We start from the raw sequence: 20077 nt of genomic DNA on the forward strand, positions 1-20077 counted from the left end.
ACCTTGTCTTTCATTCCACGATCACGTCACCCAAACACAATCGCCGCCCGGCGCAACAGCGCGGGACGGCGATCATGGTCCTACCTTGCGGCAAGCCATGCGTAGGTCGGATTAGGCCCCTTGGGCCGTAATCCGACAACATTGTTGACGTCTGTGGCGTTGTCGGATTACGTGCGGCTTTGCCGCGCTAATCCGACCTACTCTGGCTTGGCTTCCGCAGCCTTGGCAGCCTTGTCGGCGGCTTTATCGGCTTTTTCCGGCTTTTCAGCAGCCAGCGGCGGCAGTTCGCGCACGCCCAGCGAAGCGCGGACCTTGTTTTCGATTTCGCGGGCCAGCGCCGGACGCTCTTGCAGGAAGGCGCGGGCGTTGTCCTTGCCCTGGCCGATGCGTTCGCCGTTGTAGCTGTACCACGAGCCGGATTTTTCCACGATCTTGGCATCCGAGCCCAGGTCCAGGATTTCGCCTTCGCGCGAAGTGCCTGCGCCGTACAGGATGTCGAAGTGCGCTTCCTTGAACGGTGGCGCGATCTTGTTCTTGACGACCTTGACCTTGGTTTCGTTGCCGATTACTTCATCGCCGGACTTGATCGAGCCGGTGCGGCGGATATCGAGGCGCACGGAGGCGTAGAATTTCAGCGCATTGCCGCCCGTGGTCGTTTCCGGGCTGCCGAACATCACGCCGATCTTCATGCGGATCTGGTTGATGAAGATGACCAGGGTATTGGTGCGGTTGATGGAACCGGTCAGCTTGCGCAGGGCTTGCGACATCAGACGTGCTTGCAGGCCTGGCAGGGAGTCGCCCATGTCGCCTTCGATCTCGGCGCGTGGCGTCAGTGCGGCCACGGAGTCGATGACGACGAGGTCGACGCTGCCCGAACGCACGAGGGCGTCGCAGATTTCCAGCGCCTGCTCGCCCGTGTCCGGTTGCGAGATCAGCAATTCATGCAGGTTCACGCCCAGCTTTTGCGCGTAACCGACGTCGAGTGCATGCTCGGCATCGATAAAGGCGCACGTGCCGCCCAGTTTTTGCATTTCGGCGATGGTTTGCAGGGTCAAGGTGGTTTTACCCGACGATTCCGGACCGTAGATTTCCACCACGCGGCCGCGCGGCAAGCCGCCCACGCCCAGCGCGATATCGAGGCCGAGCGAACCGGTCGACACGACTTGCACTTCTTCGATCGGTGCGCTGGCATCCATGCGCATGACCGAACCTTTGCCAAACTGCTTCTCGATCTGCGCCAGTGCGGCGGCGAGCGCCTTGGCTTTTTCCGATGCGGGTACTACAGCTTTTTTATCGTCCATATGTTCTTTCAGCCGTTCTACAGTTGCGGATTCACGTGACGCATCTACGTGAACCGTGCAGCCTGCGATAGCGCCAGTGGGTTAAATTCTTTACACAGACAGTACTGTATAAAAAAACAGTGATCAATGCAAGCGGAACGTGGATTTGTTTTGAAACAGATCAATACAACCGCGGATTTTCATAAAAATTCGCCACCTTGCGGAAAATGAAACACAATACAAGCTTCTACCGCCGCAAGCATAGGAAGTGCACCATGCGTATTTTACTTGCCGAAGATGACAGCGTGCTGGCCGATGGCCTGACCCGCTCGCTGCGCCAGTCCGGTTATGCGATCGACTACGTCAAGACGGGCCAGGAGGCCGATACGGCCCTGTCCACCCAGGAATTCGACTTGCTGATCCTCGACCTGGGCCTGCCGAAAATGTCCGGACTGGAAGTGCTGCGCCGCCTGCGCGCGCGCGCCTCGCTGCTGCCCGTGCTGATCCTGACGGCCGCCGATTCCATCGAACAACGCGTCAATGGCCTCGACCTCGGTGCCGATGATTATATGGCCAAGCCGTTCGCCTTGTCGGAACTGGAGGCAAGAGTGCGCGCCCTGACGCGCCGCGGCGCCGGCGGCGGCGCCACCATCATCAAGCACGGCCCTCTCAGCTACGACCAGGTAGGGCGCAGCGCCTACATCAACGACCAGATGCTCGACCTGTCGGCGCGCGAATTGGGCTTGCTGGAAATCTTGCTGGGCCGCACCGGCCGCCTCGTGTCGAAAGAGCAGCTGGTTGACCACCTGTGCGAATGGGGCGAGGAAGTGTCGAACAACGCCATCGAAGTATATGTGCACCGCCTGCGCAAGAAGATCGAGGTGGGCGGCGTGCGCATCGCCACCGTGCGCGGCCTCGGCTATTGCCTGGAAAAATACTCGGAAGCGGCGCGCCTGAACGCCGAAGCGGGCGAGTCGGCAAGCCCGGCCAGCGGACCTGCCAGCAAGTGAAGGCGCGCGAGGCGCCAGCGGACGAGCCGGACGACGACGACTGGTTCGAGCCGCCCACCACGGAGCAGGACGACACCATCGAGCATTCGCTGTTCGGCGAAATCCTCGACTGGATGCTGGCGCCCCTGCTGCTGCTGTGGCCGATGAGCATCGCCATCACCTATCTGGTGGCCAAGGGCATCGCCAATCAGCCGTTCGACCATGCGCTGGAAGACAGCGTGACGGTGCTCACGCAGCAGGTCAAGCAGGCGGACGGCGCCATGCTGCGCCGCGCGCCCGACAAGAACGAAAAGGGCAGCAATAATAACGGACGCGACTTGCTGCGCGGCGACGATGTCGACACCCTGTATTACCTGGTGGTGGGCCCGCGCGGCGAATACCTGGCCGGCGACCGCGATTTGCCGCCGCCGCAAGACCCCGACAAATACCGCAGCGGCATGGTGCTGTTTCGCAACGACACCATCCACGGCACGCCCGTGCGCGTGGCGTTCAGCTATCTCGACATTCCTTCCGGCAACGACGATGAGCAAAGCCGCGCGCTGGTGCAAGTGGCGGAAACCCTGGAAAAGCGCGCCCAGCTGGCCAATGAAATCATCAAGGGCGTGATTTTGCCGCAGTTCATCATCCTGCCCGTGATCCTGGCCCTCGTCTGGTTTGCCCTGGCGCGCGGCCTGTCGCCGCTGGCGCAATTGCAGGAACGCATACGCGCGCGGCCGCCCGACGATCTATCTCCCATCGAATCGGGCCAGGTACCCGAGGAAATCACGCCGCTGGTCGGTTCGCTCAACGAGATGCTCTCGCGGCTGTCGCTGTCGATCGACATGCAGAAACGCTTCATCGCCGATGCCGCGCACCAGATGAAAACGCCGCTGGCCGGCATGCGCATGCAATCGGAACTGGCCCTGCGCCAGACCGACCACGACGAGATCCACCGCTCGCTGCTGCAACTGGCGAAAAGTTCGGAAGCGGCCACGCGCCTGGTCAACCAGTTGCTGGCCCTGGCGCGCGCGGAAAACCAGCCGCAGGCGGGCACGGCGTTCGAGCCGATCGAGCTGAGCGAACTGGCGCGCGGCGTGGTGCAGGACTGGGTGCAAGCCTCGTTTGCCCAGCATATCGACCTGGGCTTCGAACAGCCCGCGTATTCGATCATGATTTCCGGCAATGCCATGATGCTGCGCGAGCTGCTGAGCAACCTGATCGACAATGCCCTGCGCTACACGCCGACGGGCGGCAGCGTCACGGTGCGCGTGCGCAGCACCCTGGAACTGGCCATCCTGGAGGTGGAAGATACGGGCCCAGGCATCGCGCCGGCCGAGCGGGCCCACGTGTTCGAGCGCTTTTACCGCATTCTTGGCAGCAATGTGGACGGCAGCGGCCTGGGCCTGGCCATCGTGCGCGAGATTGCCCAGCAGCACGGCGCGGAAGTCGATATTTTCAACAATCCGCGCGCGCAGTCGCCGAAACTGCCGGGCACCCTGCTGCGCCTGAGCATCGCCCTGCTGTTGCCGGAGGCGCCAGAAGAGGATGACATCACGTATGGATAAGCCGAGCCCACCCGTTTCTCCGCCGCGGCCATCGCACGCGCCCAGCCCCGAGCTGCAGGCGCGCCGCGATATCCACTGGCGCAAGACGCGGCGCCTGACGGCCATCCTGTTGCTGGTCTGGCTGCTGACGGGCTTCCTGACCGTGTTCTATGCGCGCGAGCTGCTGCACCTGAACCTGTTCGGCTGGCCCCTGCCCTTCTATATGGCGGCCCAGGGCGCCTCGCTCGTGTACCTGGCCATCATCGCCTTCTATGCCTGGCGCATGCGGCGCCTGGACCGCGACTTCCATGCCGAGGAGCGAGCATGAGCGGCCAGCGCAGCTTCTTTGCCCGGCTGAGCCGCTACTACCTGCTGTTTACGGCCGGTTTCGCCGCCTTCCTGCTGGCCTTGTCCGTGCTGGAACAGGAAGGCATGCCGCGCGCGTGGATAGGCTATCTGTTCATGCTCGTCACCATCACCCTGTACGCCACCATCGGCGTCATCAGCCGCACCTCGAACGTCACCGAATACTATGTGGCGGGGCGCCGGGTGCCGGCCATGTTCAACGGCATGGCCACGGCCGCCGACTGGATCTCGGCCGCCAGCTTCATCAGCCTGGCCGGCGGCTTGTACCTGAACGGCTTCGACGGCCTGGCCTTCATCATGGGCTGGACGGGCGGCTATTGCCTGGTGGCGCTATTGATCGCGCCCTACCTGCGCAAGTTCAGCCAATACACGATTCCCGATTTCCTCGCCGCCCGCTACGGCAGCGGCACCGACAAGCGGGGCGCCAGCGTGCGCGTGGTGGCCGTGGCCGCCACCATCATCGTGTCGTTTACCTATGTGGTGGCGCAGATCTACGCCGTCGGCCTGATCGCCTCGCGCTTCACGGGCGTGGATTTTTCCGTCGGCATCTTCCTGGGCCTGGCCAGCATTCTCGTGTGCTCCTTTCTGGGCGGCATGCGCGCCATCACGTGGACGCAGGTGGCCCAATACATCATCATCCTCGTCGCCTTTCTGATTCCCGCCATGTGGCTGTCGGTCAAGCATGCGGACAATCCCGTGCCACAGATCGCCTATGGCAAGGTGCTGACGCAGCTGAGCGCGCGCGAACACGTGCTGGAAACGGACCCGAAAGAAAACGAAGTGCGCGCCATCTTCCGCCAGCGCGCGCAAAGCTACCAGGCGCGCATCGATGGCTTGCCCGCTTCCTGGGAGCAAGGCCACCTGGCGGCCCAGCGCCAGCTCGACAGTTTGCGCCAGCGCAATGCCTCGCTGTTCGACATCCGCAACGCAGAGCGCTACCTGATCGCCTATCCGAAGAGTCCGGACGAGGCACGCGTGCTGTGGCAGGCGGCGCAGGCGCAGAACCAGAAACGCGCCGAGCCCATCATTCCGCACGCGCAGCCGTTTCCCGCCGCCGACCGCGAGCAGTCCGACATCAAGCGCAACAATTTCCTGGCCCTCGTATTCTGCATGATGCTGGGCACGGCCGCCCTGCCGCACATCCTCATGCGATCGTACACCACGCCTTCCGTGCACGACACGCGCGTGTCCGTGTTCTGGACCCTGTTCTTCATCCTGTTGATCTATCTCACGATTCCCGCGCTGGCCGTGCTGGTCAAGTACGATATCTACTCGGCGCTCGTGGGCACGCAATATGCGAACCTGCCCACGTGGGTGTCGTACTGGGCCAATGTGGACAAGCTCAGTCCGCTGATCAGCATCGTCGACGTCAACCGCGACGGCATCGTGCAACTGGCGGAAATTTCCATCGACGCCGACGTGCTGGTGCTGGCCACGCCCGAGATCGCCGGCCTGCCCTACGTGATTTCCGGCCTGGTGGCGGCCGGCGGCCTGGCCGCCGCCCTGTCGACGGCCGATGGCTTGCTGCTGGCCATCTCGAACGCCCTGTCGCATGACATCTATTACAAGGTGGTCGACCCCAGCGCTTCGACGCAAAAGCGCGTGACGATTTCAAAATTGCTGCTGCTGGCCGTGGCCTTCATCGCCGCCTATGCGGCCTCGCAAAAGCCGGCCGACATTTTGTCGCTGGTGGGCGTGGCCTTTTCCCTGGCCGCCTCGACCCTGTTCCCGCCGCTGGTGCTGGGCGTCTTCTGGCAACGCGCCAATTACCAAGGCGCGCTGGCCGGCATGCTGACGGGCTTTGGCGTATGCCTGTACTACATGCTGCACACGAGCACCATGCTGGGCGGCAATGCCAGCGGTCAATGGTTCCACATCGCGCCCATTTCCGCCGGCATCTTCGGCGTGCCGGCCGGCCTGGCCACCGCCGTGCTGGTCAGCTGGCTGACGCCGGCGCCGGGACGCCGCAGCACGGGGCTGGTCGAGCATATCCGGGCGCCGGAATAAAAGCGCAGCGAGGACTGGCTGAGATAGAACACATAGCGGAAAAGACAGCGTCCCGGCAAAAAAGGAGTAGGCTGGAGGGCCGTTCCATTTACGAGGAAATCCCATGCCGTCTGGAAAAATTCTTGTTGCCCAGGGAGGCGGTCCGACCGCCGTCATCAATCAGTCGCTGGTAGGCGTGGTGCTCGAATCGCGGCGCTTCCAGCACGTCACGCGCGTGTATGGCGCGCTGCACGGCGTGCGCGGCATCGTCAATGAAGAATTCGTCGATCTGACGCAGGAAACCAGCCATAACCTGGAACTGGTGGCCGCCACGCCGTCCTCTGCCCTCGGCTCCACGCGCGACAAGCCCGACATCGCCTACTGCCAGCAAATCTTCGAAGTGCTGCGCGCGCACGAGATCGAACATTTCTTTTATATCGGCGGCAACGACTCGTCCGACACGGTGCGCATCGTCAGCGAGGAAGCGCACAAGGCCGGCTATCCGCTGCGCTGCATCCACATCCCGAAAACCATCGACAACGACCTGGTCGGCAGCGACCACACGCCGGGCTTTCCCTCGGCCGCGCGTTTCGTCGCGCAAGCGTTCGCCGGCGCCAACCTCGACAACGCGGCCTTGCCCGGCGTGTACGTGGGCGTCGTGATGGGTCGTCACGCGGGCTTCTTGACGGCCGCCTCGGCGCTGGGCAAGAAGTTCCCCGACGATGGCCCGCACCTGATCTACCTGCCCGAGCGCGTCTTCGTGCTGGAACAGTTTCTTGCCGACGTGAAGACAACGTATGAAAAATATGGCCGCTGCGTGATCGCCGTCTCGGAAGGCATCCACGACGCCTCGGGCGAGCCGATCGCCAGCCTGCTGGCGAAAGAAGTCGAACGCGATGCGCATGGCAATGTGCAATTGTCGGGCACGGGCGCGCTGGCCGACCTGCTGTGCGACGAAATCAAGGCCAAGCTCGGCATCAAGCGTGTGCGCGGCGATACCTTCGGCTATCTGCAGCGCTCCTTCATCGGCTGCGTTTCCGACGTCGACCAGCGCGAAGCCCGCGAGGTGGGCGAAAAGGCCGTGCAGTTCGCCATGTGGGGCGACCGCGACGGCTCAGTCGCCATCAAGCGCACGGGCTTTTATTCCGTCGATTACGAACTGCTGCCATTGACGGAAGTGGCGGGCAAGACGCGCACCATGGAAGACGAGTTCATCAGCGCCAGCGGCACGGACGTCACCGATGCGTTCAGGCTGTATCTGCGACCGCTGCTGGGCTCGGGCATGCCCGATGCCTTCCGCCTGCGCGCCGCGAAAGTGGCGAAGGTCCTGAAACCCTAGCTGGACTCCGCCAGCAACAGCGGCCGCAGCTTGACGGCCGCCTCCTTGAGCTGGGGCACGTGCTGCATCAGCTGCTCCACGGATTTGCGCGCCACGGGCGCGTGGCAGGCGACGGCCGCCACGATGCGCCCGTCGGCCGCGCAGATGGGCACGGCCACGGCCACCATGCCGTGCACGAATTCCTCGTCATCGATGCCGATGCCCAGGCGGGCGATGCGCACGATTTCGCGCTCGAGCAATGCCGGGTCCGTGATGCTTTTCGGCGTGCGCGCTTCCAGCCCCAGCATGGCCAGCAATTCGCGCCGCTCAAGCAAACTCATGTGCGCCAAAAACAGCTTGCCGCTGGCCGTGCAATGCATGGGCGCGCGGCTGCCCAGCACCAAATGCAGACGTAGCGCTTCCTGCGTTTCCACCCTGTCCACGTAGACGATGGCATTACCTTCGGGAATGGCCAGATTGCACGTCTCGCCCGTGACGGCCACCAGGCTGCCCAGGATGCTGCGGCTCACGCGGATCAGGGCATTGTTGCGCAAGGTCGCCAGCGCCAGGTTGGTCGAGGCGGCACCGGGCACATAGCCGCGTCCCACGGGTGTGCGCAGCACATAGCCGTGCTGCTCCAGGGTATCGAGCAAACGCATCATGCTGGCCTTGGGCACCTGCATGCGCGCGGCCAGCTGCGACAGGGTCAGGGGCTGGCTGGCGCTGGCCAGATGCTCGATCAGCCTCAGCACGCGCAATCCCCGCGCCTCGTCGCCATGGCTGGCCGTTGTGCCGGTCTCCACTTGACCACCTTCTTCGGCCTCGCCCGGCCGTTTTTGAAACGCATCATGCATGTTCTGTTTCACCTCTCGCGTATGCGGCTGTTTCCGCTTGTCCCGGTGCTGCACGTCTTTTATAAATGGAACCAGACGTTCCAAAAATAATCAATAAAGACCAGTGTATCGCAAAAACCGCCCGCCGAGGCGGCGCGATACCGCTACGCAGGAGACAAGCAATGTTGCAAACACACTACGATTACATCGTTGTCGGCGCCGGTTCCGCCGGCTGCGTGCTGGCCAACCGCCTGTCGCACGACAGCCGCAACCAGGTACTGCTGCTGGAAGCGGGCGGCAAGGACAACAATCCCTGGATACACGTGCCGGTCGGCTATTTCAAGACCATGCACGACCCCAAGCTGGACTGGTGCTACCGCACGGAAGCGGACGCCGGCATCGCCGGGCGCCAGTTGCAATGGCCACGCGGCAAGGTGCTGGGCGGCTCCAGCTCGCTCAACGGCTTGCTGTACGTGCGGGGCCAGAAGGAAGATTACGACCGCTGGGCCGAACTGGGCAATGCCGGCTGGAGCTATGCCGAAGTGCTGCCCTACTTTAAAAAGTCGGAAGACCAGGAACGGGGCGCCAGCGATTACCATGGCGTGGGCGGTCCGTTAAAGGTGTCGGACCTGCGGCTGCGCCGTCCCATCGCCGAACACTTTATTGCCGGCGCCACGGAAAGCGGCATCCCCTTCAATGCCGATTACAACGGCGCCACGCAGGAAGGCGTGGGCTACTTCCAGCAGACGGCCAGCAAAGGCCTGCGCTGGAGCACGGCAAAAGCCTTCCTGCGGCCGGCCCGCAAGCGCGTCAACCTGCGCGTGGAAGTGCGCGCGCAAATCACGCGCGTGCTGTTCGAGGGCAAGCGCGCCGTCGGCATCGAGTATCGGCAGGATGGCCAGCTGCGCCAGGCGCGCGCCAGCGGCGAAGTGATTTTATGCGCGGGCGCCATCGGCTCGCCGCAAATCCTGCAATGCTCGGGCGTGGGACCACGCGCCCTGCTCGAGGAAGTGGGCGTGCCGCTGGTGCACGATCTGCCCGGCGTGGGACAGAATTTGCAAGACCATCTGCAAATCCGCCTCGTCTTCAAGACGCGGCTGAAAACCCTGAACGATGAAGTCAACAGCCTGTGGGGCAAGCTGTGGGTAGGCATGCAATATGTGTTTTCCCGCTCGGGACCGTTGACCCTGGCGGCCAGCCAGGTGACGGTGTTTACGAAGTCGTCGCCCGACGTGGAGCGGCCCGACATCCAGTTCCACATGCAGCCGCTGAGCGCCGACAAGCCGGGCGAAGGCGCGCATCCGTTTTCCGCCTTCACCTCGTCCGTATGCCAGCTGCGCCCGCACAGCCGCGGCCACGTGTCGATCAAGTCCGCCGATCCGTTTGCGTATCCGGGCATCTACCCGAACTACCTGTCCGACCCGCGCGACCAGCAAACGGCGATCGCGGCCCTGCGCGTGGCCCGAAAAATCGCCGCCGCCCCGTCGCTGGCGCCGCACATCATTGCCGAGTTCGTGCCCGGCCCGCAGTTCCAGAGCGATGAGGAACTGCTGGACGCGGCGCGGCGCTTCAGCCAGTCGATCTATCACCCGAGCGGTACCTGCAAGATGGGCCACGACGCCATGGCCGTCGTCGACGAGCGCCTGCGCGTGCACGGCATGCGGAACCTGCGCGTGGTCGATGCGTCGATCATGCCGGAAATCGTCTCGGGCAATACGAACGCGCCCACCATCATGATCGCCGAAAAAGCGGCCGACATGATCCTGGCGGACGCCGTGCGCCTGCCCAAGGCTGCCTAGTCAGCTCCCCATTCCACCTCACCCAGGAGGATGCCAGCGGCGGGCGGACGGCCCCGCCTTCAATGACTCGGCGACAAGCCAAGCATCAAAAAAACACATAATCGATATCGATTGGAGACTAGATATTATGGATAACAATCCGAACCATCCGAAAAAGGCCAAAGAGCTACGGAAAGTCGTGATGGCCAGCGTGATCGGCGCCACCATCGAGTGGTACGACTTCTTTTTATACGGCGTCGTGGCCGGCATCGTGTTCAGCAAGCTGTATTTCCCGGGCGGCGATCCGCTCGTCTCGACCATGCTCGCTTACGGCACCTTCGCCGTGGGCTTTCTGTCGCGCCCCATCGGCGGCGTGATCTTCGGCCACTTCGGCGACAAGATCGGCCGCAAGAGCATGCTGGTGATGACCCTGATGATCATGGGGATCTCCACCTTCCTGATCGGCGTGCTGCCCACCTACGACCACATCGGTTACTGGGCCCCGGGCTTGCTGCTGTTCCTGCGCGTGCTGCAGGGTATCGGCCTCGGTGGCGAATGGGGCGGCGCCGTGCTGATGGCGTATGAATATGCGCCCCCGAAAGAGCGCGGCTTCTACGCCAGCCTGCCGCAGATCGGCCTGGCCATCGGCTTGTGCCTCGCTTCGGGCGTGGTGGCGATCCTGTCGTACACCTTGACGGATACTCAATTCCTGTCCTGGGGCTGGCGCGTCGCCTTCATCCTGTCGGCCGCCCTCGTCTTCATCGGCATGTGGATACGGTTGAACGTGATGGAAACGCCCGAGTTCCAGGCCGTCAAGGAGAAGAACGCGGAGACGCAGATCCCTTTCTTCGACCTGCTGAAACGCTATCCGGGCAACGTCTTGAAGGGCATGGGCGCGCGCTATATCGACGGCGTGTTCTTCAATATCTTCGGCGTGTTTTCCATCACCTATCTGACCAACACCATCAAGATCGACCGCACGGAAGCGCTGATGGGCGTGATGGCGTCGGCCGTCGTGATGTGCTTCTGCATCCCGTTCTTCGGCCGCCTGTCGGACCGCATCGGCCGTACCAAAGTGTTTTTCTGGGGCTCGCTGATCACGGGCGTGTCGTCGATTCCCGCCTTCTGGATCATGCTTAACCACGCCGACAATCCCTTGCTGCTGTGGTGTTCCGTGATCATCCCGCTGGGCGTGCTGTATTCGGCCGTGTACGGCCCGGAAGCGGCCCTGTTCTGCGACCTGTTCGACGCCAAGGTGCGCTACACGGGCATCTCCTTCGTGTACCAGTTCTCCGGCATCTTCGCCAGCGGCCTGACTCCCATCATCGCCACCTACCTGCTGAAAACGGGCAATGGCGAGCCGTGGCACATCGTCGGCTACATCCTGTTCGCCTCCCTCGTCTCGGCCGTCAGCGTGGCCATGATCGGAAAAGGCGGCTCGCAGCCGGATGGGCGCATGAAGACGGCGCACGCAAGGTAAGATATCCGGACGTAAAAAAGGCAGGCCTCTCGCGAGCGCCTGCCTTTTCCATTCAAGCTACAGCTTAGATGACGATCGTCTGGTGCTCGTCGCCGTTACGCGCGCGGATCGTGCCGATGCGCGACACGGTTTCGCCGGCCGCTTGCAGCTGGGCGATGGCGGCGTCGGCGTTCTCTTGCGAGACGATGACGGTCATGCCGATGCCGCAGTTGAAGACGCGGTGCATTTCGGCGTCAGCCACGCCGCCGTGCTGTTGCAGCCACGTGAACAGCGGTGGCATGGTCCATGCCTTCGAATCCAGTTCGGCCACCAGGCCAGGCTGCAGCACGCGCGGGATGTTTTCCACCAGGCCGCCACCGGTGATGTGCACCATGCCCTTGACTTCCATGGCATCCATCAGCGCCAGCAGCGGCTTGACGTAGATGCGCGTCGGCTGCATCAGCACGTCGGCCAGCTTGCGGCCGTGGAAGTCGCCTTCCAGGTCAGGTTTCGCCACTTCGATGATCTTGCGCACCAGCGAGTAACCGTTCGAGTGCACGCCCGACGAGGCCAGGCCCAGCACCACGTCGCCCGGAGCGATCTTGGTGCCGTCGATGATTTTCGATTTTTCCACGGCGCCGACGGCAAAACCTGCCAGGTCGTATTCGCCGGCCGGGTACATGCTCGGCATTTCCGCCGTTTCGCCGCCGATCAGCGCGCAACCGGCTTGTTCGCAACCCTGGGCGATGCCCTTGATGACGTCGGTGGCAATGGCCACGTCCAGCTTGCCGCAAGCGAAGTAGTCGAGGAAGAACAGCGGCTCGGCGCCTTGCACGAGGATGTCGTTGACGCTCATGGCGACCAGGTCGATGCCGACCGTGTCATGGCGGTTCAGTTCGAATGCCAGGCGCAATTTCGTGCCCACGCCGTCGGTGCCCGAGACCAGCACCGGTTCCTTGTACTTCTTGCTGATTTCAAACATGGCGCCAAAACCGCCCAGGCCGCCCATCACGCCTTCGCGCAGGGTGCGCTTGGCAAACGGCTTGATTGCTTCGACTAAAGCGTCGCCTGCGTCGATATCGACGCCAGCGTCACGGTAGGAAAGGGAAACATTAGAAGTCTGGTTCATGGTGTGGTGGCAGCGGAGGCGGTAAAATAGAAGGCGGATACCCGCCGGCACGCGCGCGCAAGCATGTTTTTCAACATCGTGCGGCAGGGCGCCAGCGGGTGAATTCGGTCGATCAAGACGCTATTTTATCAAACTGCCCCGCTATTTCGTAATTAACTGCCTTTTTTTAACGCAACAGCACAAACTACATGCCATTCGCCATCACCGCCGAACAGAAGCAAACAGCATTTTGGATCGCGGTCTGGCTGGCATTTTTGCTGCTGCTCGTCAGCCTGGGCCCCATCCTGACGCCCTTCCTGGCCGCCGCCATCCTCGCCTACGTGCTCAATCCCGGCGTGGACCGCTTGCAGCGCCTCCATTACAAGCGCTTTTACGTGCCCCGTCCGCTGGCCGTGCTCGTCGTCGTAGTGTTGTTTTTCCTCGCCATTACGGCACTGGTGCTGATCGTCGTGCCCGTATTGCAAAAGGAAATCCCGCTCCTACAGGCGCAAATCCCGCAATTTCTCAGCAAGGCGAACGAGTTCCTCGCGCCGAAACTGCGCGACCTGGGCATCCGCGTGCGCCTGGACGGCACGGGCATCAAGCGCATGCTGAGCCAGCAGATGGCCACCAGCGGCGATGAAATCTGGAGCACGGTACTGGCCTCAGCCCGCATCGGCGGCACGGCCGTGCTGGGCTGGCTGGCCACCGTCGTGCTGATTCCCGTCGTGCTGTTCTATCTGTTGCTGGACTGGCATCCGATGCTGGCGCGCATCGCCGGCGCCGTGCCGCGCCGCTGGGTCGGCCGCACGGTGGGCATGGCGCAGGAAGTCGACACCCTGCTGGCGCAATACCTGCGCGGCCAGTTGCTCGTCATGCTGGTGCTGGCCACGTATTACTCGGTGGCGCTGGCCATTGCCGGTTTTGAAGTGGCATTGCCTGTGGGCATCATCACGGGCTTGCTGGTGTTCATCCCCTATCTGGGCTTCGGCCTGGGCCTGATGCTGGCGCTGATCGCCGCCCTGCTGCAGTTTGCCGACTGGAGCGGGCTCATCGCCGTAGCCGTCATCTATGGCTGCGGCCAGGTCATCGAAGGCTTTTTCCTCACGCCGCGCCTGGTGGGCGAGCGCATAGGCCTGAACCCGCTGGCCGTGATCTTTGCCTTATTGGCTTTCGGACAATTGTTCGGTTTCGTCGGCGTTTTGCTTGCTTTACCCGCTTCTGCCGTGCTGATGGTCGCTTTTAAGCATCTAAGACGCCACTACCTCTCCAGCAGCTTCTATAATACCTAGTAAAAGCGGATATCATATCAACCTAGCAATACCACGATGCACATGCAGTAATGAAAAACAGGACAAGGCGTACGCCATGAAACAACTGGTGCTCGATTTAGGCACAGACCAGGCGCACAGCCTCGATACCTTCGAGGTGGGACAGAATGCCGAAGTGGCGCAGCTGATGCGCCAGTTCGCCGCGCGCACGTCGCGCGAACATTTTGCCTACCTGTGGGGCGAACTGGCCGCCGGCAAGAGCCACCTGCTCAAGGCCCTGGCCAGCACCGAGCGCGCGCGCTACATTTCGCCCTTCTCGATCGAGTCCGAATTCGTGTATTCGCCTGACGTCGACCTGTACCTGCTCGACGACTGCGAAAAGCTGTCGCCGCTGGCGCAGATCGACGCCTTTGCCCTGTTCAATGAAATCCGCGCCAACAAGGCGTTCATGGTGTGCAGCGGCGCCGTGCCGCCCGCCGTGCTGCCCGTGCGCGAAGACTTGCGTACGCGCATGGGCTGGGGCTTGATCTACCAGATCCACGGCTTGACCGACGAAGAAAAAATCGCCGCCCTGACCCAGGCGGCCACCACCCGCGGCTTGACCTTGTCGCCCGGCGTGTTACCCTATCTGCTGTCCCATTTCCGGCGCGACATGCGTTCGCTGTCGACGATGCTGGACTCTCTCGACCTCTACTCCCTTGAAACCCAACGCCCGATCACCTTGCCATTGTTGCGCGAGTTGCTGCAGGCGGAAGCGAAAGAATGATGAATCTGGCCCTGTTTGACCTCGACCACACCCTGCTGCCCATCGACTCGGATCACGAGTGGGGCGAATTCCTGGTACGCATCGGTGCCGTGGACGCCGCCGAATTCACCCGCCGCAACGACGAATTTTTCGCGCAATACCAGGCCGGCACGCTCGACCCGGTGGAATACCTGGAATTTTCGCTGGGCACCCTGGCGCAATTCCCGCGCGAGCGCCTGGAAGCCCTGCACCGGCAATTCATGGCCGAAGTGGTCTTGCCGGTCATCCGTCCGGAAGTCGTGGCGCTGATCAAGCAGCACCAGGACGCGGGCGACCTGCTGGCCATCGTCACGGCCACCAACCATTTCATCACCAAACCCATCGCCGACGCGCTGGGCGTCGAGCACCTGCTGGCCGCCATGCCCGAATATGACGATGCAGGCAACGTCACGGGCAAGCTGGTGGGCACGCCGACCCTGGGCGCGGGCAAGCTGACCCACACCCACGCCTGGCTGGAAAAGATGGGCAAGGAACTGGGGCAGTTCGAGCGCAGCTATTTTTACAGCGATTCGCACAACGACATTCCCCTGCTGTCGGTCGTGACCCACCCGGTCGCGACCAACCCCAACACCGCTTTGAGCGCACACGCATCCCTCCACGGCTGGCCATCACTTCACTTATTCAATGATTAAAAAATTCATCCGCAAGATCCTCGGCGTTAAAAAAGAGGCAGCGCGCGACACCACGGCACCCATCGTGCTCGGTCCTGCGCAACACGGAATCGACCCGAAACTGGTGTCGTCGAATGCCATCCGCGTCACCAGCAGCCTGCAGGAAGCGGGCTTCGAGGCCTTTGTCGTCGGCGGCGCCGTGCGCGACCTGCTGCTGGGCGTGAAACCGAAAGACTTCGACATCGCCACCAACGCCACGCCGGAACAGGTCAAGCGTTTGTTCCGCCGCGCCTTCATCATCGGCAAGCGTTTCCAGATCGTCCACGTGATGTTCGGCCAGGATTTGCTGGAAGTGACGACCTTCCGCGGCGCCGGCGCCGACTCCGCGCCCAAGGATGAACATGGCCGCGTCCTGCGCGACAACACCTTCGGCTTGCAGCACGAAGACGCGCTGCGCCGCGACTTCACCATCAACGCCATGTATTACAACCCGGCCACGCAGGAAGTGCTCGATTACCACGGCGGCGTGGAAGACATCCGCGCCAAGACCCTGCGCATGATCGGCAAGCCGGAAGAGCGCTACCGCGAAGACCCCGTGCGCATGCTGCGCGTCGTGCGCTTCGCCGCCAAGCTGAAATTCACCATCGAGCCGCACACGGCCGCGCCGATTCCCGTCATGGCGCCGCTGATCAACAACGTGCCCGCGCCGCGCGTGTTCGACGAAATGCTCAAACTCCTGATGAGCGGCCATGCGCTGGCCTGCCTGCAGCAGCTGCGCAAGGAAGGCTTGCATCATGGCCTGCTGCCGCTGCTCGACGTGGTGCTGGAGCAGCCGCTGGGCGCCAAATTCGTCACCCTGGCGCTGGACGCGACCGACCAGCGCATCGCCGCCGGCAAGACCGTCTCGCCGGGCTTTTTGTTTGCCTCGCTGCTGTGGCACCAGGTGCTGGAAAAATGGACGGCCTACCGTGCCGCGGGCGAATCGACGATTCCCGCGCTGCACCTGGCGGCCGACGACGTGCTCGATTCGCAAACGGAAAAACTGGCCTTGCAGCGCAAGATCGGTTCCGACATGCGCGACATCTGGTCGATGCAGCCGCGCTTCGAGCGCCGGGTCGGCAAGGCGCCGTACAAACTGCTCGAGCACCTGCGCTTCCGCGCCGGCTACGACTTCCTGCTGCTGCGCTGCGCCTCGGGCGAGATCGACATGGACATCGGCGAATGGTGGACGGCCTTCTATGAAGGCGACGAGGAAACGCGCGAAGCGCTGCTCGTCAGCGCCAATGCCGCGCCGGGCGCCGTCAAGAAGAAGCGCCCGCCGCGCCGCAGCACGCGCAGCAAGACCGGCACGGGCGGCGGCTCGACCACCGGCAGCACCAGCGGCGAGTGAACGTAGTCATGCAGCCGGTTACCGCCTACATCGGCATCGGGGCGAACCTGGGCGACGCGCGCGCGAATGTGCACGATGCGATCGCGCGCCTGGCGCGCCTGCCCGGCGCCAGCTTGCTCGATGCCTCGGCCAGCTACCGCACGGCGCCCATCGACTCGAGCGGTGACGACTACATCAACGCCGTGGCGCGCATCAGCACTACCCTGCCGGCAGAGGAACTGCTGCTGGCCCTGCACGCCATCGAGGCGGCGCACGGACGCGAGCGGCCCTACCGCAACGCCCCGCGCACCCTGGACCTGGACTTGCTGCTGTACGGCGACGAGCAGATCGCCAGCGCCACCCTGACGGTGCCCCATCCACGCCTCACCGAGCGCGCCTTCGTGCTGGTGCCGCTCTTGGCCCTGGCGCCCGCCATTTCCGTGCCCGGACTCGGGCCGGCGCAGGACTACCTGGCCAACGTGGCCGGCCAGGCCATCAGCCAACTCTGAGCCACCGCCCCAGACATACACTACAATGCCGTCCCTGCAGCACGCCGCATAAAGTACTACACTAGCGGCGTCGCAATCGCATCACCCCCTTTCACTCTAGAGAATACCTATGTCCGCTTATTTGCAAGGAACAGATCTGGCCGCAAAAGACAAGGCCGCCACACCGGCGCCGGCGCCAGCCAAACCTGTCGCCAACAAGGCCGTGACCATCCACACTCTGGCCACGCTGCGCGCCGCCGGCGAAAAGATCACCATGCTGACCTGCTATGACGCCAGCTTCGCGTCGCTGATGGACCGCTGCGGCGTGGAAATCCTGCTGATCGGCGATTCGCTCGGCATGGTTTGCAACGGCCTCAACTCTACCCTGCCCGTCACCGTGGCCGAACTGGCCTACCACACGGCGTCCGTCGCGCGCGGCAGCAAGTCGGCCATGATCATGGCCGACTTGCCATTCGGCGCGTACGGCACGCCCGAGACGGCGTACGCCAACGCCGTCATCCTGATGCAGGCTGGCGCGCACATGGTCAAGATCGAAGGCGGCGCCTGGCTGGCCGAAACGGTCCGTTTCCTCACCGAGCGCGGCATCCCCATCTGCGCCCACATCGGCCTGACGCCGCAATCCGTGCACCAGCTGGGCGGCTATAAAGTGCAAGGCAAGAGCACGGAAAGCGCGGCGGAACTGAAGAACGACGCGCTGGTGCTGCAAAACGCGGGCGCCGCCATCGTGCTGATGGAAGCGATGCCGTCGCAGCTGGGCAAGGAAGTGACGGACATGCTGACGATACCGACGATCGGCATCGGCGCAGGTCCCGACTGCTCGGGCCAGGTCCTCGTCATGCACGACATGCTGGGCGTCTTCCCAGGCCGCAAGGCGCGCTTCGTGCGCAACTTCATGGAAGGCGCCGCCAGCATCGACGACGCCGTCACCGGCTATGTGAAAGCCGTCAAGGATGGCAGCTTCCCGGCGCTGGAACACTGCTTCTGATCCAAGTAACCCCATAAATTATTGTGATTTCTGACTTCCATAACCGGCACTCTGCGGCGTTGCCCACCGCTCGCAGTGCTCGCACTGCGTCGCGGCGGACGCCTTGCATAGCATCCGGCTATGTTCGTCATAATTTCACAATAATTTCCTGAGGATTACTTAGCCTATTGAGGCGATATCGCCCCGGTACTTGCCGGGGCGATTTTTTTTTCTCGCAGCGTTTCTGTCCGTACAAACGCCACCTCCAGTCCAAAGAACTGTCCGATGCGATTCAGCGTCTGGATGGTCGGATTACCCTTGCCGCTCTCGATTTCCTTGATGACCTTTGTGCTCACGCCCCGGTGCGTCGCAAACTCTGCCTGCGTCATGCGCGAGATGGCGCGCATTTCCTTGACGGCGTGCTGTAGCGTGATGGCGCCTGCTTCAATGGCTTCGTAAAGCACCGCCCTGCGCTGCCGCAACTCCTCCTTGTCAACGGTCTTTTTCGTACGCGCCATGTCAGTGCTCTCCCAATGCCTTGAGCTGTGCGAGCTGCCCGGCGATATGTGGCCGAAGGAAAGCAATGATGTCATCATCCACGCCTGCCTCCTGCATATGCTGTTCCAGCGCAGCCAGTTGCTGGGCAAATCCGTATAGCGCGAGGCGAACCTGCTGGCGTTCGACGTCCGGCATGCCGATCGTAGCCAGTATCGTCGTCCAGTCATGCAACTCGTTTTTGGTATCCGGGTGATACCAGCGCGCCGCGCGTGGTATGCCGTCCGGGTCCAGGTACATCGGCGCAAAATCGAACAGCGGCGTGAGGCGCACCTCGGCACCCACTTGCTGTACCGCCGTATTACGTGCGTGATTATCGGTATTGCGCATGGCCAGGTTCAAGATATCGCGTTTGAGAAATTCAATGGTTTCCGCAGTCTTGTCGCTGACGACGGCGCGCAGCGCCTGCAATAATACAAACTGGCTGGGCGTGGCTTCAAAGCCAACGATACCTGCCAGCGAAGCGGCGCTTTCCTGATGCAGTCGCAGCACTTTTCCATCGCGGATGCGGCGGTCAAAACGGGGAATGAACAAGGTATCGTCCTGGTAGCGCAGTTGGCCTTCGGTGCGCAAGCCCACCGCGCGCGCAACAGTCATGTATGCGGCTTCATTTCTCAATACCTTGGCGTCGCTGGCGGTCTTTCCGCGCGGACGCTTGACGATGAAATGTGCAGCCGCGTTCTGGTCCGCCAGAGCGCCATCGGCATGCCAGAGACCAGCATGGTCGGTGGTCAGCAGATATTTCGGTGCCGCTCCTTGTACCCCCAGACTACCAGCGGCCAACATGCTATGCATCAGCATGCGCTCATTGAAGGCATCGCCGCGACCTATAATCTCGTCCAGTGAAAAGCCGGTCTGCGGCTTGCCCTTGTCGTGGCGATTCATATGGTGTGCGTAGTACTGCACGGCCTCGGCGATGCGCACGCGCCCGACTGGATTGAATGCACCGGCACACGCCAGCGGAAAATCGGCAGCCGGACCATCGGCCAGTTGAAGCTGCCCAAGCAGATATGTCCGGCCGCTTCCCTGGGGAATCAGGTCAAAGATAAAAGCTGGCCATTGCGCCAGCTTCTGCATTTCTGCCGTGACGGGGAACCGCAGCGAGACAGGTCCACTCTCAAGCTTGAAGAAGGCATAATCGAGGTCATACTCGAACAGGGTACCGGTGCGTGGATTGCCGCCTGCAGGATCAAGCAAAGTCAGCGATGCGCAATCGTGCCACGCATCATCATGAAAAATTTGAAAATGGCAGTGCATGACGGCTCCAATTGGATCTTATAGTAGCTAATTGTGTTCAGTTTATCCTTAAATTAGCACTTATACGATCCAAAT

Annotated in this window: 18 protein-coding genes; 13 read left to right on the top strand and 5 right to left on the bottom strand. The window is 62.6% G+C overall.

Translation table 11 applies throughout. The features are described 5' to 3' along the window. Positions 1-197 precede the first annotated feature (197 nt). On the bottom strand, positions 198-1301 hold the full coding sequence (recA, locus tag CLU90_RS15770; protein ID WP_034746069.1) for a recombinase RecA: 1104 nt from the start codon (positions 1299-1301) through the stop codon (positions 198-200). A 254-nt stretch (positions 1302-1555) separates the two neighbouring features. On the opposite strand from recA, the gene CLU90_RS15775 reads away from it, so the two are divergent. From CLU90_RS15775 to CLU90_RS15795, 5 genes are all read left to right on the top strand, one after another. Continuing rightward, entirely contained in the window at positions 1556-2290 is a 735-nt protein-coding gene (locus tag CLU90_RS15775; protein ID WP_034746066.1) for a response regulator, read from the top strand. Next, entirely contained in the window at positions 2287-3834 is a 1548-nt protein-coding gene (locus CLU90_RS15780; RefSeq protein ID WP_232731220.1) for a sensor histidine kinase, read from the top strand. The genes CLU90_RS15775 and CLU90_RS15780 overlap by 4 nt, the downstream gene beginning before the upstream one ends. Next, positions 3827-4141, top strand: coding sequence for a DUF4212 domain-containing protein (locus CLU90_RS15785; RefSeq protein WP_092711845.1), 315 nt, complete (start codon positions 3827-3829; stop codon positions 4139-4141). The genes CLU90_RS15780 and CLU90_RS15785 overlap by 8 nt, the downstream gene beginning before the upstream one ends. Continuing rightward, positions 4138-6186, top strand: a complete 2049-nt coding sequence (locus CLU90_RS15790; protein ID WP_100428359.1) for a sodium:solute symporter family protein — start codon at positions 4138-4140, stop codon at positions 6184-6186. The genes CLU90_RS15785 and CLU90_RS15790 overlap by 4 nt, the downstream gene beginning before the upstream one ends. Positions 6187-6289: 103 nt before the next feature. After that, positions 6290-7504 (top strand): 6-phosphofructokinase, encoded by a 1215-nt coding sequence (locus CLU90_RS15795; protein WP_100428360.1) that lies wholly within the window; start codon positions 6290-6292, stop codon positions 7502-7504. On the opposite strand, the gene CLU90_RS15800 is transcribed toward CLU90_RS15795, so the two are convergent. Next, the gene (locus tag CLU90_RS15800; RefSeq protein ID WP_232731221.1) at positions 7501-8286 is read right to left on the bottom strand and encodes an IclR family transcriptional regulator; all 786 of its coding nucleotides are present in this window, start codon (positions 8284-8286) and stop codon (positions 7501-7503) included. The genes CLU90_RS15795 and CLU90_RS15800 overlap by 4 nt on opposite strands. Before the next feature lie 212 nt (positions 8287-8498). Between CLU90_RS15800 and CLU90_RS15805 the strand changes: the two genes are divergently transcribed. Then, complete coding sequence (locus tag CLU90_RS15805; protein WP_100428362.1) at positions 8499-10115, top strand: GMC family oxidoreductase; 1617 nt, start codon at positions 8499-8501, stop codon at positions 10113-10115. A 127-nt stretch (positions 10116-10242) separates the two neighbouring features. Next, on the top strand, positions 10243-11574 hold the full coding sequence (locus CLU90_RS15810) for an MFS transporter (RefSeq protein ID WP_092711854.1): 1332 nt from the start codon (positions 10243-10245) through the stop codon (positions 11572-11574). A 64-nt stretch (positions 11575-11638) separates the two neighbouring features. On the opposite strand, the gene purM is transcribed toward CLU90_RS15810, so the two are convergent. Continuing rightward, on the bottom strand, positions 11639-12682 hold the full coding sequence (gene purM, locus CLU90_RS15815) for a phosphoribosylformylglycinamidine cyclo-ligase (RefSeq protein WP_034746051.1): 1044 nt from the start codon (positions 12680-12682) through the stop codon (positions 11639-11641). A 188-nt stretch (positions 12683-12870) separates the two neighbouring features. Between purM and CLU90_RS15820 the strand changes: the two genes are divergently transcribed. The 6 genes from CLU90_RS15820 (at position 12871) to panB (ending at position 18211) form a co-directional block, all read left to right on the top strand. Continuing rightward, positions 12871-13953 carry an AI-2E family transporter gene (locus CLU90_RS15820; protein WP_092711856.1) on the top strand — a complete coding sequence of 361 codons (1083 nt, stop codon included), beginning with the start codon at positions 12871-12873 and terminating at the stop codon, positions 13951-13953. A gap of 76 nt (positions 13954-14029) precedes the next feature. Then, positions 14030-14698, top strand: a complete 669-nt coding sequence (gene hda / locus CLU90_RS15825) for a DnaA regulatory inactivator Hda (protein ID WP_046684405.1) — start codon at positions 14030-14032, stop codon at positions 14696-14698. Further along, positions 14698-15369: an HAD family hydrolase gene (locus CLU90_RS15830; protein ID WP_092712228.1), complete on the top strand. Its 672-nt coding sequence runs from the start codon at positions 14698-14700 to the stop codon at positions 15367-15369. Before hda ends, CLU90_RS15830 begins: the two co-directional genes overlap by 1 nt. Further along, complete coding sequence (pcnB, locus tag CLU90_RS15835; RefSeq protein ID WP_058048420.1) at positions 15362-16738, top strand: polynucleotide adenylyltransferase PcnB; 1377 nt, start codon at positions 15362-15364, stop codon at positions 16736-16738. The genes CLU90_RS15830 and pcnB overlap by 8 nt, the downstream gene beginning before the upstream one ends. 8 nt (positions 16739-16746) lie before the next feature. Then, complete coding sequence (gene folK / locus CLU90_RS15840; RefSeq protein ID WP_092711858.1) at positions 16747-17226, top strand: 2-amino-4-hydroxy-6-hydroxymethyldihydropteridine diphosphokinase; 480 nt, start codon at positions 16747-16749, stop codon at positions 17224-17226. Between the two features lie 109 nt (positions 17227-17335). Further along, positions 17336-18211 carry a 3-methyl-2-oxobutanoate hydroxymethyltransferase gene (panB, locus tag CLU90_RS15845; protein WP_175539241.1) on the top strand — a complete coding sequence of 292 codons (876 nt, stop codon included), beginning with the start codon at positions 17336-17338 and terminating at the stop codon, positions 18209-18211. A 164-nt stretch (positions 18212-18375) separates the two neighbouring features. On the opposite strand, the gene CLU90_RS15850 is transcribed toward panB, so the two are convergent. After that, entirely contained in the window at positions 18376-18708 is a 333-nt protein-coding gene (locus tag CLU90_RS15850) for a helix-turn-helix transcriptional regulator (protein WP_070301047.1), read from the bottom strand. 1 nt (position 18709) lies between these two features. Next, a complete protein-coding gene (locus tag CLU90_RS15855) occupies positions 18710-20002 on the bottom strand; it encodes a type II toxin-antitoxin system HipA family toxin (protein ID WP_232731222.1) in 1293 nt (430 codons plus the stop codon). Between the last annotated feature and the right edge of the window lie 75 nt (positions 20003-20077).

It is taken from the genome of Janthinobacterium sp. 67 (assembly GCF_002797895.1).
GTDB lineage: Bacteria > Pseudomonadota > Gammaproteobacteria > Burkholderiales > Burkholderiaceae_D > Janthinobacterium.